Annotated in this window: 16 protein-coding genes and 1 tRNA gene; 4 read left to right on the forward strand and 13 right to left on the reverse strand. The window is 64.7% G+C overall.

Annotated elements, in window-relative coordinates; translation table 11 throughout:
• Positions 1-3 precede the first annotated feature (3 nt).
• The 3 genes from ACZ1II_RS18200 to ACZ1II_RS18210 form a co-directional block, all read right to left on the reverse strand.
• Entirely contained in the window at positions 4-1,302 is a 1,299-nt protein-coding gene (locus tag ACZ1II_RS18200; RefSeq protein WP_465145010.1) for a thiamine pyrophosphate-dependent enzyme, read from the reverse strand.
• A 154-nt stretch (positions 1,303-1,456) separates the two neighbouring features.
• A complete protein-coding gene (gene thyA, locus ACZ1II_RS18205; protein WP_465145011.1) occupies positions 1,457-2,434 on the reverse strand; it encodes a thymidylate synthase in 978 nt (325 codons plus the stop codon).
• Positions 2,435-2,570: 136 nt separating this feature from the next.
• Positions 2,571-2,647: transfer RNA gene (locus ACZ1II_RS18210), tRNA-Pro, on the reverse strand.
• Positions 2,648-3,010: 363 nt separating this feature from the next.
• On the opposite strand from ACZ1II_RS18210, the gene ACZ1II_RS18215 reads away from it, so the two are divergent.
• Positions 3,011-3,598 carry a hypothetical protein gene (locus ACZ1II_RS18215; RefSeq protein WP_465145012.1) on the forward strand — a complete coding sequence of 196 codons (588 nt, stop codon included), beginning with the start codon at positions 3,011-3,013 and terminating at the stop codon, positions 3,596-3,598.
• Here ACZ1II_RS18215 and recG read toward each other — a convergent pair.
• Positions 3,595-5,652, reverse strand: a complete 2,058-nt coding sequence (recG, locus tag ACZ1II_RS18220) for an ATP-dependent DNA helicase RecG (protein ID WP_465145013.1) — start codon at positions 5,650-5,652, stop codon at positions 3,595-3,597. The two genes, ACZ1II_RS18215 and recG, sit on opposite strands and share 4 nt — an antisense overlap.
• Positions 5,653-5,760: 108 nt before the next feature.
• On the opposite strand from recG, the gene ACZ1II_RS18225 reads away from it, so the two are divergent.
• From ACZ1II_RS18225 to mfd, 3 genes are all read left to right on the forward strand, one after another.
• Positions 5,761-6,183, forward strand: a complete 423-nt coding sequence (locus ACZ1II_RS18225) for a host attachment protein (protein WP_465145014.1) — start codon at positions 5,761-5,763, stop codon at positions 6,181-6,183.
• A gap of 226 nt (positions 6,184-6,409) precedes the next feature.
• The gene (locus ACZ1II_RS18230) at positions 6,410-6,679 is read left to right on the forward strand and encodes an FAD assembly factor SdhE (protein WP_465145015.1); all 270 of its coding nucleotides are present in this window, start codon (positions 6,410-6,412) and stop codon (positions 6,677-6,679) included.
• Positions 6,680-6,767: 88 nt separating this feature from the next.
• Entirely contained in the window at positions 6,768-10,238 is a 3,471-nt protein-coding gene (gene mfd / locus ACZ1II_RS18235) for a transcription-repair coupling factor (RefSeq protein ID WP_465145016.1), read from the forward strand.
• A gap of 132 nt (positions 10,239-10,370) precedes the next feature.
• Here mfd and ACZ1II_RS18240 read toward each other — a convergent pair whose 3' ends face one another.
• The 9 genes from ACZ1II_RS18240 to ACZ1II_RS18280 form a co-directional block, all read right to left on the reverse strand.
• Positions 10,371-11,663, reverse strand: a complete 1,293-nt coding sequence (locus ACZ1II_RS18240; RefSeq protein ID WP_465145017.1) for an ATP-binding protein — start codon at positions 11,661-11,663, stop codon at positions 10,371-10,373.
• 320 nt (positions 11,664-11,983) lie between these two features.
• On the reverse strand, positions 11,984-12,226 hold the full coding sequence (locus ACZ1II_RS18245; RefSeq protein ID WP_465145018.1) for a helix-turn-helix transcriptional regulator: 243 nt from the start codon (positions 12,224-12,226) through the stop codon (positions 11,984-11,986).
• On the reverse strand, positions 12,223-12,780 hold the full coding sequence (locus ACZ1II_RS18250) for a hypothetical protein (protein ID WP_465145019.1): 558 nt from the start codon (positions 12,778-12,780) through the stop codon (positions 12,223-12,225). Before ACZ1II_RS18250 ends, ACZ1II_RS18245 begins: the two co-directional genes overlap by 4 nt.
• Entirely contained in the window at positions 12,777-12,950 is a 174-nt protein-coding gene (locus ACZ1II_RS18255) for a hypothetical protein (RefSeq protein WP_465145020.1), read from the reverse strand. The genes ACZ1II_RS18250 and ACZ1II_RS18255 overlap by 4 nt, the downstream gene beginning before the upstream one ends.
• A gap of 160 nt (positions 12,951-13,110) precedes the next feature.
• A complete protein-coding gene (locus ACZ1II_RS18260) occupies positions 13,111-13,248 on the reverse strand; it encodes a hypothetical protein (protein WP_465145021.1) in 138 nt (45 codons plus the stop codon).
• A gap of 151 nt (positions 13,249-13,399) precedes the next feature.
• Positions 13,400-13,636: a DUF2312 domain-containing protein gene (locus ACZ1II_RS18265; protein ID WP_465145022.1), complete on the reverse strand. Its 237-nt coding sequence runs from the start codon at positions 13,634-13,636 to the stop codon at positions 13,400-13,402.
• Positions 13,629-13,934 (reverse strand): hypothetical protein, encoded by a 306-nt coding sequence (locus tag ACZ1II_RS18270; protein WP_465145023.1) that lies wholly within the window; start codon positions 13,932-13,934, stop codon positions 13,629-13,631. Before ACZ1II_RS18270 ends, ACZ1II_RS18265 begins: the two co-directional genes overlap by 8 nt.
• Complete coding sequence (locus ACZ1II_RS18275; protein ID WP_465145024.1) at positions 13,931-14,281, reverse strand: hypothetical protein; 351 nt, start codon at positions 14,279-14,281, stop codon at positions 13,931-13,933. The genes ACZ1II_RS18270 and ACZ1II_RS18275 overlap by 4 nt, the downstream gene beginning before the upstream one ends.
• Positions 14,278-14,715: a hypothetical protein gene (locus ACZ1II_RS18280; RefSeq protein ID WP_465145025.1), complete on the reverse strand. Its 438-nt coding sequence runs from the start codon at positions 14,713-14,715 to the stop codon at positions 14,278-14,280. Before ACZ1II_RS18280 ends, ACZ1II_RS18275 begins: the two co-directional genes overlap by 4 nt.
• Positions 14,716-14,812 lie beyond the last annotated feature (97 nt).

The following is a 14,812-nucleotide window of genomic DNA, read 5'->3' on the forward strand; positions in this document are numbered from 1 at the left end:
TCCTCACTCCTTCCACTCCGGCCATTTTGTCTGTCGCTCGCGGATCGCCTGTTCGGCCTGTTCCTGGAGGTGCCAGGGCAGTTCCTCGAACACGTCCTCGAACATCGTGTGGAACGGATGGTGCAGGCCATGCCCGAGGATGCCGTTCTTCTCGGCTTCCTTGGTGGCCGCCTTGACCTGCTCGGCGAGATCGCGGTCCATCGCGGCGTGCTGCTCCTCCGACCATTCGCCGAGCGCGATCAGGTGCTTCTTGAGCCGCATGATCGGGTCGCCGAGCGGCCAGTCCTCGGCCTCGCGCGCGGAGCGGTAGGCGCTGGGATCGTCCGAGGTGGAGTGCCCTTCGGCGCGGTAGGTGAAGTGCTCGATCAGGGTCGGGCCCTTGCCCGCACGGGCGCGGTTGGCGGCCCATTCCATCGCCGCATAGACCGCGAGGATATCGTTGCCGTCCACCCGAAGCCCGGCGATGCCGTAGCCTGCCGCGCGCGCCGCGAACGTCGTCCGCTCCGCCCCGGCAAAGCCCGAGAAGCTGGAGATCGCCCACTGGTTGTTGACCACGTTGAGCACGACCGGCGCATTATAGACCGCCGCAAAGGTCATCGCCGCGTGGAAATCGCCCTCGGCGCTGGAGCCTTCGCCCACGAAACTGGTGGCGATGCGGGTATCGCCCTTGATCGCGCTCGCCATGGCCCAGCCCACCGCCTGCGGGAACTGGGTGGCGAGGTTGCCCGAGATGGAGAAGAAGCCGTAGTCCTTGGCCGAATACATAATCGGTAGCTGACGGCCCTTCAACGGGTCGGCGCGGTTGGAGTAGATCTGGTTGACCATCTCCACCAGCGGATAGCCGCGGGCGATCAGCACGCCCTGCTGGCGGTAGCTGGGGAACACCATGTCATCCGCCGCGAGCGCGTGGGCGCAAGCGATCGAGATCGCCTCCTCTCCGGTAGACTTCATGTAGAAGCTGGTCTTGCCCTGCCGCTGGCCGCGATACATGCGGTCGTCGAAAGCGCGGGTCAGCGCCATCGTCGCCAGCATCCGTCGCAGGGTTTCGGGATCGAGACCCGGATTCCACGGGCCGACGGCGCGGTCGTCATCACCCAGCACCCGGATCATGTCGAGCGTCAGCGGCCAGGTTTCCCCGGCCTCGCAGGCCTCGTCCGGCCGGGCCAGAAGGCCCGGTTCGGGGATATCCAGGTGAGTATAATCTACCGTATCGCCGGGCCGATATCTCGGCTCGGGAACATAGAGTTCGAGCGGCGGCAGATTGCCACGTAACTTGCCTGTGCGAACCGGGCCTTCGGCCATTCTGGTTATCCTCTCCCGACTTTCCGGGCCGTGGAAACCTGATCTGCGCTAGGAAAAAGGGACGAACCTAACGCGTTTCAAAATTCCACGGTCAGGTCATAATATTTCAACCTCCAGCAATGTCAATCCACCGAGAAAGGCGCTGAAACCGGCGCTAGACAGCCACCGGAGCGGCGATATGCGCCTGCGGCGCATAGCCCGAGACCACGAAATCCTCGATGCGGTAATCGAAGATCGAATCGGGCCTGCGAGCGAATTCGAATCGCGCTTCGCCCTCGGGTGTTCGCGACAGCTGCTCTTCGACCAGCGCGGCATGGTTGAGGTAGAGATGGACATCACCGCCCATCCAAACGGCCTCGCCCGGCTCAAGGTTGCATTGCTGCGCGAACATCCGCGTCAGCAACGCCAGCGACCACATGTTGAAGGCGAATCCGAGCCCGAGGTCGCAGCTGCGCTGATAGAGCGCGCAGGAGAGCCGTCCGTTGGCGACATGGAACTGATAGCTCTTGTGGCAAGGCGGCAGCGCCATCGAATCGAGTTCGGCCACGTTCCAGCCCTCGATGATATGACGGCGGCTGCCGGGATTGTTCTTCAGGCTCTCGATCACTTGCGCGACCTGGTTCACCCCGGCCTCGCGCTTGCGATAGAGGCCATCGCCCGCGTCTTCATAGACCGGCCAGTCCACCCACTGCTTGCCGTAGACCGGACCGAGATCGCCCCACTCAGCGGCAAAGGCGGTATCCTCGACGATCCGCCGCGAGAATTCCGCGCGCTCGATCGCCTCACCGGTTTCGCGGCGATAGCGGTCCAGCGGCCAGTCGGTCCAGATTTCCACGCCCTGCGCGCAGAGCGAACGGATATTGGTGTCGCCGGTCAGGAACCAGAGCAGTTCGCGGGTGGCCGTCTTCCAATAGACGCGCTTGGTAGTGAGCAGCGGCATCGCGCCGGTCGACAGATCGAAGCGGATCGTCGCCCCGAACAGCGAGCGCGTGCCGACGCCGGTGCGGTCCACCCGTTCGTCGCCCTCCTCCCAGATGCGGCGCATGAGATCGAGGTATTGCCACTCCCAGTGGCGAGATGAGGCCGGAGCGGTGTTTTGTGCAGCGGAATCGGCAGCGAGAATATCGGTCATGGCCGAAACCTAGCCCATCGGGCCGCTCAAGGAAAAGGTTGTCGATACGCGAAAGCCGAACGGCAAAACGCGAAAGCCAGACAGCAAAAAACCCAGCGTTTCCGCTGGGTTTTTATGCCTCACCCGAAGGTGAAAATGGTCGGGGAAAGAGGATTCGAACCTCCGGCCCCTGCCTCCCGAAGACAGTGCTCTACCAGGCTGAGCTATTCCCCGACCGGGTGGGCGTTCCGAAGACCGCCCTGGGCAGGAGCGCGCCTATATAGGGCGACTCCGGGGGTGGCAAGGGGCCAATCTCATTTTTGTTCTCCCCGCCCGGCGAAAGAGTAGCGAGACAGCCTTCAGGGCGCCGAAAAACCTGGAAATTCCAGTAAAAACAAAAATTTCCACAGGCCGGATTTTCTTCGATCGAAGCCTGCAAAGCACTGGTGCGCCCATCGAATCGCTCATCCACGAGGCTGAAGAAAGTCGAATCGGCGGGCTTTCCGGCTGCCCTACCCCTTTTGGCCAGCCCGGTTGTCACCCCGCAGGCCCTCGGGCAGAACATTGGCGAGGGATGCATGGTCGCGGGGAATGACGATGCGACATCTGCCTTTTCGACATCTTATCGCTTGCGGGGCGGTAGCATGGCTCACCCTGCCCGGCATGGCCGCCGCCTCCGCTCCGGTCACACTCACGCCGATCACCCTCGCGTCGGGGATGAACGCCCTGCCGGACATCGCCGGAACCGGCGAGGACGGATCGATCGCACAGCTCTGGCGCCAGAACAACAAGGTGCGCGGCCAGCATGTCTTCCTGGTGAAAGTGGGCGAGGCCACCGCCCTGCTCGAAGGGCGCGGGCAGATCATCGACGCGCCGGACGTCGGCGACGACATGATCCGCTCGGTCCGCTTCGCCCGCGGCGATTATCGCGGCAAGGCGACACTCTATATGCTGATCGCCAGTCGGGACATCGGTGCGTCGCCCTATGACGCCGCGCCGACGCATATCCAGTCCTTCGCGCTGGTGAAGGAGCAGGAGGGCTTCGGCTTCACCCCCGTGCGCGCCTTCGTCGCCAAGGACAAATACTGCCACGCCGACGCCGCCCTGCTGGCCGAGCTGAACTTTCCGCTTTCGCCTGTCTATGCCGGACGAGCGACGCCGACCGGCTGCCGAACAGCCCCCTAGCCGCCACGAAGAAGCTGCACGCCCCAATCGCGCTCGAACAGATAGAGCAGCAGGCGCGCCGCTTCCCCGCGCGGTCCGGCGAGGCCGCCGTCGCGCTCGATCAGCAGGCGGGCGTCGTCATGGGCGAGCGGCAGCAGCTTGGTGATCTGCTCCAGACTGGCGATGCGGAACGGCGTGTCGCCCGACTGGCGCGTACCGAGCAGTTCGCCGCCGCCGCGCAGTTGCAGGTCTTCTTCGGCCAGCCGGAAGCCGTCCTGCGTCTCGCGCATCAGGGCAAGGCGCTGGCGAGCCGTCTCGCTGAGTTGCTGACCGCGCAGCAGCAGGCAGGTCGATTTCTCGCTGCCGCGCCCCACGCGTCCGCGCAGCTGGTGAAGCTGGGCGAGGCCGAAACGCTCGGCCTGTTCGATCACCATGAGCGTGGCATTGGGCACGTCGACGCCGACCTCGATCACCGTCGTCGCCACCAGCACCGAGGCCTCGCCGCTGGCGAAGCGCTCCATGCCCGCGTCCTTGGCGTCAGGCTTCAACTGTCCGTGTACGAGCACGACCTTGTCGCCGAAGCGATCCTTGAGCGTGGCATAGCGAGCCTCTGCAGCGGCAAGGTCGTCGTTCTCGCTCTCGCTTACCATCGGACAGACCCAATAGGCCTGCTGCCCGGTCTCGATATGGCGGGCAATGCCTTCGACGACATCGCCCATGCGCTCCACCGAGACCACGCGGGTATCGATCGCCTGGCGCCCCGGCGGCAGTTCGTCGAGCTTGGAGACTTCCATCTCGCCGTACTGCGCCAGAGTCAGCGTGCGCGGGATCGGCGTGGCGGTCATGGCCAGCGTATGCGGCGTGCGGCGGCCCTTGCGCGCCAGCATCAGCCGCTGGCCGACACCGAAGCGGTGCTGCTCGTCGATCACCACCAGCGCGAGGTTGCGGTAGGACACCGTGTCCTGAAAGATCGCATGGGTGCCGACGACGATATCGATGGTGCCGCCGACCAGCCCCATCAGGATCGCCTCGCGCGCCTTGCCCTTGTCGCGCCCGGTCAGCAGCGCGACTTCGACGCCGGTGCCCTGAAGCATCCGGGCGAGCGTCTCGTAATGCTGGCGGGCGAGGATTTCGGTCGGCGCCAGCAGCGCCGCCTGCGCGCCTGCCTCCACCGCGATCAGCATCGCGTTGAGCGCCACCACCGTCTTGCCCGCGCCGACGTCGCCCTGGAGCAGGCGCAGCATCGGCGCGTTCTGCGCCACGTCGCCCTCGATCTCGTCGATCGAGCGCTTCTGCGCGCCGGTCAGCGCAAACGGCAGCTTGAGCTTGGCCCTCAGCGCGCCGTCGCCTTTCAGCGGCGTGCCGGACTGCTTGCGGTTGCTCTCGCGCACCAGCATCAGCGCCAGCGCATTGGCGAGCAGTTCGTCATAAGCGAGCCGGTCGCGCGCCTGGGCATGGACGCCGCGATGAACCTCTCGCACGGCCTCGTGCCAGACCGGCCACTTCATCTTGTCGTAGAGGCCGTGCTCGATCCATTCGGGCAGTTCCGGCAGGGCCTTGAGCGCCTGCTGGACGAGACCCGCGACACGCCCCTGCGTCAGTCCCTCGGACAACGGATAGACCGCCTCGCAAAGCTGGCCCACCGGCGCGGCGCTGGTTTCCGAGACATGTTCGGGGTGCACCATCTGGAGCATCTGACCATACTGGTCGAGCCGCCCCGCCACCCAGCGCGTCTCGCCCATCGGAAGCTGCTTCTTCGCGGTATAGGAGGCGCGGCCGAAATAAGTGATCGTGCAAATATTGCCGGTCTCGTCCTCGGCGATCACCCGGAACGGGCCGCGCCCCGACGGGGAACGATGCTCGCGCACGGTGAGGCGGACGATCACGTTCTCACCCACGCTGGCATCGTCGAGATTGAGCACCGCGCGCCGCTCCACGAAGCGGTCGGGCAGATGATAGAGCAAGTCGCGGATGCGGGTCAGCCCGAGCTTTTCCAAGGGACGCTTGAGCTTGGGGCCAACGCCGTCAAGGGAATCGGTCTCGGTGAACAGGCAATTCAGAGCTTCGGGCCGCATGGCCGCCTCTTAGCGCGAGAACGGCTCGTTTCGCCAGACCGATGGGGAACGGATTTGCGGACAGCCACGTTGGCCTCAGTGAACCCCACCCCAGCATAGGAGAATTAGATGCTTCTTCCGCACGGAACCGTGTTCGCGATCGTCGACGGTGAAAACTTCGAACTCTATCGCAATGCCGGACGCGAAGCCGCACCACGGCTCACTTCGCTGGACGCGCCCGATCTGGAGGCCACCAACTTCAGCGCAGGCTTCCGCCGCCGCGATGCCCCTTCCCGCCACCAGGCCCGCACCGGCGACGGTAGCAACGATGCGCTGGACGAAAGCGCCCATGCCGCCGCAGTCGCAGGCTGGCTCAACCAGCAAGTGCTGGACCGCGAGATCGATCAGCTGGTGATCGTCGCCGATCCGCGCTCATTGGGCGAGATGCGGCGTCACTATCACAAGGAACTGAAAAGCGCGCTGTTGACCGAAGTGCCCAAGACGATGACCGGCCGCCCGAGTGACGAGATCATCAAGGTCTTCCAGAGGTAAGTTCCGGGAAATCGCACTCGCTCCCTCCCCTTAACCGCCTCGTCACCCCCGCGAAGGCGGGGGCACCGCTTTCTTCTACAAGCTATCGGTAAGCCGCAAGAAAAGCGGGGTCCCCGCCTTCGCGGGGACGACGGGGTTTATGTTCCAGCCGCCTCGCCTTTCCCTACCCCTGCGCAAGACATCCCGAAACTTGCCCCGACCCGCCGGGCACGGTAACGGCGCCGGTATGACCGAACTTCTCCCACGGCTCGCCCGCCTCAAGTTCCGCGCCTGGCATCGCGGCACGCGCGAGGCCGATTACATGATCGGCTGCTTCTTCGACAAATTCCACGCCGAATGGTCCGAAGCCGAGATCGACCTCTTCGAAACGATGATCGAGGAAGAAGACGTCGACATCATGGCCTGGGCGCTCGGCACCCAGAGCATTCCCGAGCAATATCGCGGCCCTTTGATGGACCGCATGATGAAGCTCGATTACGTCGATATTCCGCGCTGATGCTTCGGCAAGCTCAGCATGAGCGGAGGATGACCCAATTTCCCAAACCCGCTCAGCCTGAGCTTGTCGAAGGCCCTGCACGACGCGCATGACTGATTTCCAACGCATTCTCTCGGCCACCTCGCCGCTTACCCTCGCTTCGGTAACGCGCGGTGCCCAGCCGCTGGTCATGGCGGACCTTGCCCGCGCCGCAAAAGGCCGGGCGGTGTTCATCGCCGACAACGAAAGCGCCATGCGCGCCGTGGCCGAGGCGGCGCAATTCTTTGCGCCGGAACTGGATGTCGTCGAATTCCCCGCATGGGACTGCCTGCCCTACGACCGCGCCAGCCCTGCCCTGTCGGTCAGCGCCCGCCGTCTGGCCGCGCTGCACCGGCTCCAGCTGAAGCGCACCGGGCCGCAGCTTCTCGTCACCACCGCCAATGCCGTGCTCCAGCGCGTGCTCACGCCGTTCCGCATTCGCGAATCGGTGCGCCTGCTCAAGCCCGGAACGGAAATCGGCCATGAAAGCCTGATCGCGCTGCTGCGCCGTCAGGGCTACCAGCGCAGCGACACCGCCATCGATGCGGGCGAATTCGCGGTGCGCGGCTCGATCTTCGATATCGTGCCCTCCGGTCTGGAAGGCGGCCTGCGCCTCGATTTCTTTGGCGACGAGCTGGAAACGCTGCGCCTGTTCGATACCGGCACCCAGCGCTCCACCGGCACCGTGCCCGATCACCTGCTGCTCCCCGCCAGCGAAGCGCTGGTGGACGAGGACAGCGTCAAGCGCTTCCGCAGCCGCTATCGCGAGATGTTCGGCGCCAATGCCACGGCAGACCCGCTCTATCAGGCAGTCAGCGACGGCCGCCGGCTTGCGGGCATGGAGCACTGGCTACCGCTGTTCGAAGACCGTCTGGTCACGCTGTTCGATCACCTTTCGGACGACGACCTGCTGGTGATCGACAGCCCCGCGCTGGGCGCCGCGGACGAGCGCTTCACCGACATCGCGGACTATCACAAGGCCCGCCTCGAAACCTCCGGCCAGAAGGCAGGATCGTACCGCCCGCTGGCGGTCGACGCGCTCTATCTGGGGCGCGAGGAGTTCGAACAGGCCGTTGCCGCCTTCCCGGTCCACCGCGCCGATCCTTTCGCGCAGCCGGAAACCAAGACTGTCATCGATTTCGGCTTTGGCAATGCTCGTGATTTCACGCCCGAGCGTGCGCGCGGCGACAATGCCTATGAGGCCGCCGCCAAGCACCTCCATGCCGTTGCCAAGACCGGCCGCAAGGCGATCCTGGCCGCCTACTCCACCGGCAGCCGCGCCCGCCTCGTCTCGATTCTGGGCGAAGCGCAAGGCCCCGAACCCAAGCTGGCCGAAACCTGGCAGGAAGCGCTCGGCCTTGCCGTTCAGGGACGCTCCGCCGCGCTGGTGCTGCCGCTGGAGACCGGCTTCTCCAATGATTCGGTCGAAGTCGTCACCGAGCAGGACATTCTGGGCGACCGCCTTGTCCGCCGGAAGAAAAAGAAAAAGGATTCGGACGCCTTCCTCGCCGAACTGGCGGCGCTGACACCCGGTGATCTGATCGTCCACATGGACCACGGCATCGGTCGTTACGAAGGCTTGCAGTCGATCCCGGTCGGCAAGAGCCCGCACGACTGCGTGATGCTGACCTATGCAGGCGGCGACAAGCTCTACATCCCGGTCGAAAACCTCGACGTGCTTTCCCGCTACGGCAGCGAGGCGGAAGGCGTCGCGCTCGACAAGCTGGGCGGCGAGGCATGGCAGAAACGCCGCGCCAAGCTGAAGGAACGCATCCGCGAGATCGCGGGCGAACTGATGAAGACCGCCGCCGAACGCGCGCTGCGCGTTGCCCCGGCGCTGCTGCCCGAAAAGTCGAGTTACGATCAGTTCGTGGACCGGTTCCCCTGGCAGGAAACCGAGGATCAGGAACATGCCATCGACGACGTGCTTGGCGATCTGGCCGAGGGCAAGCCGATGGACCGCCTCGTCTGCGGCGATGTCGGCTTCGGCAAGACCGAAGTGGCCCTGCGCGCCGCTTTCGTCGCCGCCATGGCGGGCCAGCAGGTCGCCGTGGTCGCGCCGACCACCCTGCTCGCGCGCCAGCACTATTCGAGCTTTGCCGACCGCTTCAACGGCTTCCCGCTGGAAGTGGGCCGCCTCTCGCGCTTGGTGCCCGAAAAGGAAGCCAAGGCCACGCGCGAGGGCCTGACCGCCGGCACCATGGACGTCGTCTGCGGCACCCACGCGATCCTCTCGAAAACGGTCAATTTCAAACGCCTCGGCCTTGTCATCGTCGACGAGGAGCAGCGCTTCGGCGTCAATCACAAGGAGCGCCTGAAGCAGCTGCGCACCGACGTGCATGTGCTGACACTCACCGCCACGCCGATCCCGCGCACGCTGCAGATGGCGATGTCGGGCCTGCGCGAACTCTCGACCATCCAGACCCCGCCGGTGGACCGCCTTGCGGTGCGTACTTACGTGATGGAATGGGACGAGATGGTGATGCGCGAGGCTCTGCTGCGCGAACACCATCGCGGCGGCCAGAGCTTCATCGTCGTGCCGCGCATTTCGGACATGGCCGAAGTCGAGGAATGGCTGGCCAAGAGCGTGCCCGAAGTGAAAGTCATCTCCGCCCACGGCCAGATGAGCGCGGGCGAAGTGGAAGAGCGCATGAGCGCCTTCTACGAGGGCAAGTACGAAGTCCTGCTGTCGACCACCATCGTCGAAAGCGGCATCGACATTCCCCGCGCCAACACGATCATCATCCACCGCGCCGACCGTTTCGGCCTGGCCCAGCTCTACCAGCTGCGCGGACGCGTGGGCCGATCGAAGCTCCGCGCCTATGCCTATCTGACGACGCCTGCGGGCCGTGCGCTTTCCGAAGTCGCGGAGAAGCGCCTCAAGGTCCTGAGCGACCTCGATTCGCTGGGTGCGGGCTTCCAGCTTGCCAGCCACGACCTCGACATTCGCGGCGCCGGGAACCTGCTGGGCGACGAACAGTCCGGCCATATCCGCGAGGTCGGCTTCGAACTCTACCAGTCGATGCTGGAAGACGCGATTCTCGAAGCCCGCGCGGGCGGCGTCGGGCTGGAGAAGGATACCTCGGGCCTGTCCCCGCAGATCACGGTGGAAGCGCCGATCATGATCCCGGAGGACTACGTTCCCGATCTGGCCGTCCGCATGGCGCTCTATCGCCGCCTCAACGATGCCGACAGCAAGGACGAGATCGAATCGCTCTCGGCCGAAATGATCGACCGCTTCGGGCCGCTGCCGCAAGCCACGGCGAACCTCGTCCAGCTTATCCAGATCAAGCGGCAGGCGATCGAGGCGCATATCGCCAAGATCGACGTGGGACCGCGCGGCACGCTGGTCAGCTTCCACAACGACAGCTTCCCGAACCCGCTGGGCCTGATTGCTTATGCCGAGCGGCTTCAGGGCGCGGTCAAGCTGCGGCCGGACAACAAGCTGGTGCTGCAACGCGCCTGGGGCGATCCCAAGTCGCGCCTCAATGGCCTGCTGCAATTGACCAAGGGCCTAGCCGCGGTAGCGCGCAAAGGCTGACGCCGCGCTACTCCATCGTCATCCTGAACTCGTTTCAGGATCCATCTTGCCGATTAAGCGGCCGTTGATGGTCAGAAATGGATCCTGAAACAAGTTCAGGATGACGAGCGCTAGGGGAATAGCTTCCCCTCGCTACATCAACGGCACCCTGATCCGTGCGATCAACCCCCCGCAGGGCGACGTCGCGAAGGAGAGCTGCCCGCCAAAACGCATCATCAGCCGGTGCGCCGTCGGGATGCCGAGACCGAAGCCCGGTGTGTCGCGCGTGCGCGCCTCATCGAGACGGAAGAACGGCGTCAGCACATCCTCGAAATGGCTCGGCGGAATGCCGGGGCCGGTATCCTCCACGTCGATGAACCAGTCCGCCCCTTCATGGCGCACGGCGACTTCCGCCCGCCCGCCGAAGCGGATGGCGTTCTCGACCAGCGCGCCGGTCGCCAGAGCCAGCGGCTGGGGGAAGCTCTCGACCACCGCCTTGCCCGCCCCCATCAGCCGCGCCCGGTCCTCGTATGGCGCAATGACGCCCGCCACGAGTTCACCCAGATCGACCTTCTCTGCATCCGAAGACAAGTGCTGGGCCCGCAGATAGCCTTGCAGGGAAGCGAGCAGCCCCTCCATTTCGTCTATGCTGGTCTGCATGATCTCCGATATTTCGGAATCCTCGATCAGGTCCGCGGCAATCTGCTGGCGTGAGAGCGGAGTGCGAAAGTCGTGGCTGATCGCTTCGAACGATCTCGCCTGATCCTCCAGCAGCCGTGCAATACGCTCCTGCATGACGTTCATCGAATGGGCGAGATTGCGCAGGTCTTCAGGCCCGCTCTCGCGAATCTCGACGCGCTGGCCGTGGCCGATGGCGTCGGCGGCCTGGGTTAGGCGGCGCAGCGGATTGGTGAGCAGGCGCAGCAGGATCAGCCCGATGGCGATGCAAGCGAGCGCCGTACAGAGCATGAGCACGCTGGCCCGCAAGGCGATCGGCCACATCGAGGTGATGTCCCGCGAGCGGAAATTCAGCCACTTACCGTCGGCAAGACGCACCGACCCCACGAGATCGCTCTTGCCGCCGGAGGTATCGGCGGTCGCAAGATGGAGCGGACGCGCGGCAAGACCCGGTTCCCATTCGATCACCTGCCCGGCGATTCGGTGCAGTGATTCGGAATCGGCCATGCCGCGCACGGCGGGCTCGGGCGAAAATTCCGCCTTGAGATGGCCCGTCGTCATGATCGGCGCGGCAAGATTCGGTTGAAGCGTATGGATGCGGTCGCTGACGACGATCAGTTCAGCGATTCGCCGCGCGTGATCGGCGCGAATCGTCTGCCGGTCGATGGACTGATAGAACAGGAGGCTGCCAGCCAGCTGCGCCACGCAGAGCGCCAGAAATACGACGGCAGCAAGAACTGCCAGACGCGGGATACTGATTCGGGCCACGGTTCCTCTCACGGGATGCCCGATTGTTCTGCGTGATATGCCGGGGCGTCCTGCAAGAGCGCTCTCACCGGATGAGGCGTTCGTCAATGCGCTGTCTGCTTGGGAAACATTTTGACACTTGCGGATAGAACCGCAACACTCGCACCTTGTGCAGAGCGACTTTCCTGCTTCCGCTTCGGAAGGAAGAAAGTGGCTCCCCGAGTAGATGTCACATTTCATAGTTCTGACCCGCTGTTTTCTGTCGATTTCAGGTGTGCGTACTTGGGCAGATGCCCCCTGAAGTGCCCCCCCCAGGGATCGGCAATTTGACCGTCGAATTATTATTCTTGGTGATTCGCGAAAGGGCGCTGACGCTTCCATTCTTCGATTTCTGTCGAGAGCCAGGCCACGGCCTGGACACCGATTCGCCGAGGTTTGGGGAAGGTGCCGCTCGCCATCTGACGGTAAATTGTTGGGCGGCTGAGGCCGGTCTCTTGCTCAACTTCCTTGCGGCGCAAGAAGCGGCCGATGCCCCCCTCGGGTCCGGAACAGGCGCTGGAGCTCGGTGTGGGATAAGTGTTCATGCGCGCGTCTCGAGAGTTGCGGAGCTCCGGGGAGCGAAAGCGCTCGCCGGCGGTATCGCCGGCAGCGGCGCTGCGATGTGGTGGAAGTCGATCACCAAGACCTCGGGGTTGTTCTTCCAGACCTGGTCGCCATTCGAGAGCGCCAGGTTCTTGTCCCAGGCACGCGCGAAGGCTGCGCGGTGGGTGAAACCTTGAGCGTGGATCTCGTCGATCGTGATCGACTGGAGCGGCGCCCGGCCGACGTAGGCGACCTTTAGGTGATGGCGATGCCATACCCTCAGCAGCTCGCGCGCGAACCGGCGGCGGCCCAGGGTCGGCTCTGGTTCCGGCGTCTGGATGTCCGTAACAAACGTCGGCCGCGCACCACGCAACTCCGCCTGGACGGGGGACTTGTGCTCGAACTCGCGGGGCAGATGAAAGGGTTCGCGCACCCACAGCAGATCGCCCGGCCGGATGGCTTTGAGCCGTCCGACCGGGCGATAGAGGCGAGAGAGGCAACCATCGACGAGCCGCTCGATCTGCGGCTCCACGATCGTGAAGGGCTGGGATTTCACTCCGCTGCCTCCCCTTGCCCGCTGTGTTCGGATGCCCCGTTTTCGGGGCTGTTTGCGACACCGAAGGACAGCAGCGGATGGACCCAGCGCGCACTTTGCGCGAGCGCTTCGACCGTGACGTTGAGCGGCGAAACGAGCAGTTGGTCGACGGTAACGGTGACCATCGTCATGATAGAGCACTCCGTTGAGCGGCGCCCTTCGCGCGCCGTGCGGCCTTGCGGCGGGAAATGAGCTTGATCGGGAAAGCGAGCTGCGTGCCTTCACCTGGGTGTGTGGCGTCGAGCGCCTGGCACTCCACGCACCTGCAGCGGCGCGAGCGGGGTCGATTGGTCATGAGCGGCCCTCTGGTTCGGCGCGCTCTTCGCGGCGGCGGCGGAGTTCGTCCAACACCTGGCGATCGTCGGCCGACATAGGCATGAGGCCCGAGGCCGGGCGGCGGCGGATGGCCTTCAGGAGCTTGGCGATCATTGGGACTCGCCCGCGAGCGCCGCGACCAGAGCGGGCACGACAAGGCACCCGGCCGTTGCGAGCAGCGCCGCCCACATCCCGGCCAGCCTCTGCTCTGCCTGGCTGGCCCGGCCGACCTGGCTGCTGATCCACGAGGCCCCCCGCGCGAACATCAGTCGAGCCCGAGGGCCGTCTTGTAGGTGTCGAGAAGCATGTCCATCTCGCGGCGATCGTCCGGCTTCATCTTCCGGATGCGAATGATCTGCCGCATGATTTTAACGTCGTATCCGACGGCCTTGGCCTCGTTGTAGACATCGCGGACATCGTCACCGATGCCCTTCTTTTCTTCCTCCAAGCGCTCGACGCGCTCGATTAGCAGGCGGAGGCGATCGTCGGTGGTTTCAGCCATTGGCCTTGGCCCCCTCTGCTGGATCCCGAGCGAGGCCGAAAATGGCGCCGAGCCGAATAAGATTTTTGAGCGTGAACTCTAGCCGTTCCTTCGTCAGGTTGAGCGCGAGCTCGGTCGCTACAAGCTTCACACCCGATCCCGTACCGCCAGCGGTCAATCGAAGAAGGGTGGCCAGGCACTGGTCCGTTGCATGGCAGGCCAAGTCGACAGCCTCAGCAACGCGGGCGGGGTCAACACCGTCCCGCGCCAGCATCGCGCGCAGTTCTCGGCGAAAGCTTTCATCGTACGGAGACGTCACGCGAACTCTCCCTGGAGCGAATTGTCGACCAGGTGGCGAGCAAGCCAGCCCGCGCCCGCGTAACGCTCGCGGCGGATCGCGGCCGGCGTCGGCAGGTGGCGGACGTGCATGATCTTCTCGAGAATGCCGAAATGGCCGTAGACCACGTCGTCGTCGAACGGATCGAAGTCGGCGCCGGCGCGCATGGCGTACTCAGCGCAGAGCGGTGTTTCCTCGCAGTCGATCCAGGATTCTCCCGAGACCCGATCCCACCAATCCTCGATCGTGAAGTCGTGGCCGACGTAAGTGCCGCTGGCGATGACGACGGTCTGTCCCGCGAGCGGGTGCGGCTTCCGATGCAATGTCACGCGAATTCTCCCTGACGGGTGGGTTGCACCTGGTCGTCGGTTAGACAGCCGGTGCAGAGATCGGAGGATGAGCTGGTCCAGCTGCACGGACCGGAGCTGGTGCGGCAGGCGTCAAGCCAGGAGCAGGCGCAATCGCGGCAGATGTGCGGTTCCGGGAGTGTGCAGCCTGGGCCGGCGAAGTGGCGCAGGAACATCAGTTCGTAGACGGCTGCATCGAACGCGAAGATCCGCCGCAGCAGGCTCGCCTCTACCGGCGTCAGACAAGGATCGTTTTCCTCGGCCGCGAAAAGGCGATGCTCAAGCGCAAGAAGGTCGCTGTCAGTGAGCGGCCGGATCGGGCGACCAAATGCCACCAGGGCGGCCGCTACTTCGACAACCTCAAGTCCCGCCGCAACGCGACGTTTCTGAAGGTAAGCTCCGGGCGACATGGACATCGATCACCATTTCACGAGACAGCACGAATGCGCTTCGAAAGGCGGACGGCCGATCGAGCGCTGGTAGGTTGCAGAGGTGTCGGAGGGTGCCTCTAAC

It is taken from the genome of Novosphingobium sp. BL-S-20 (assembly GCF_055521635.1).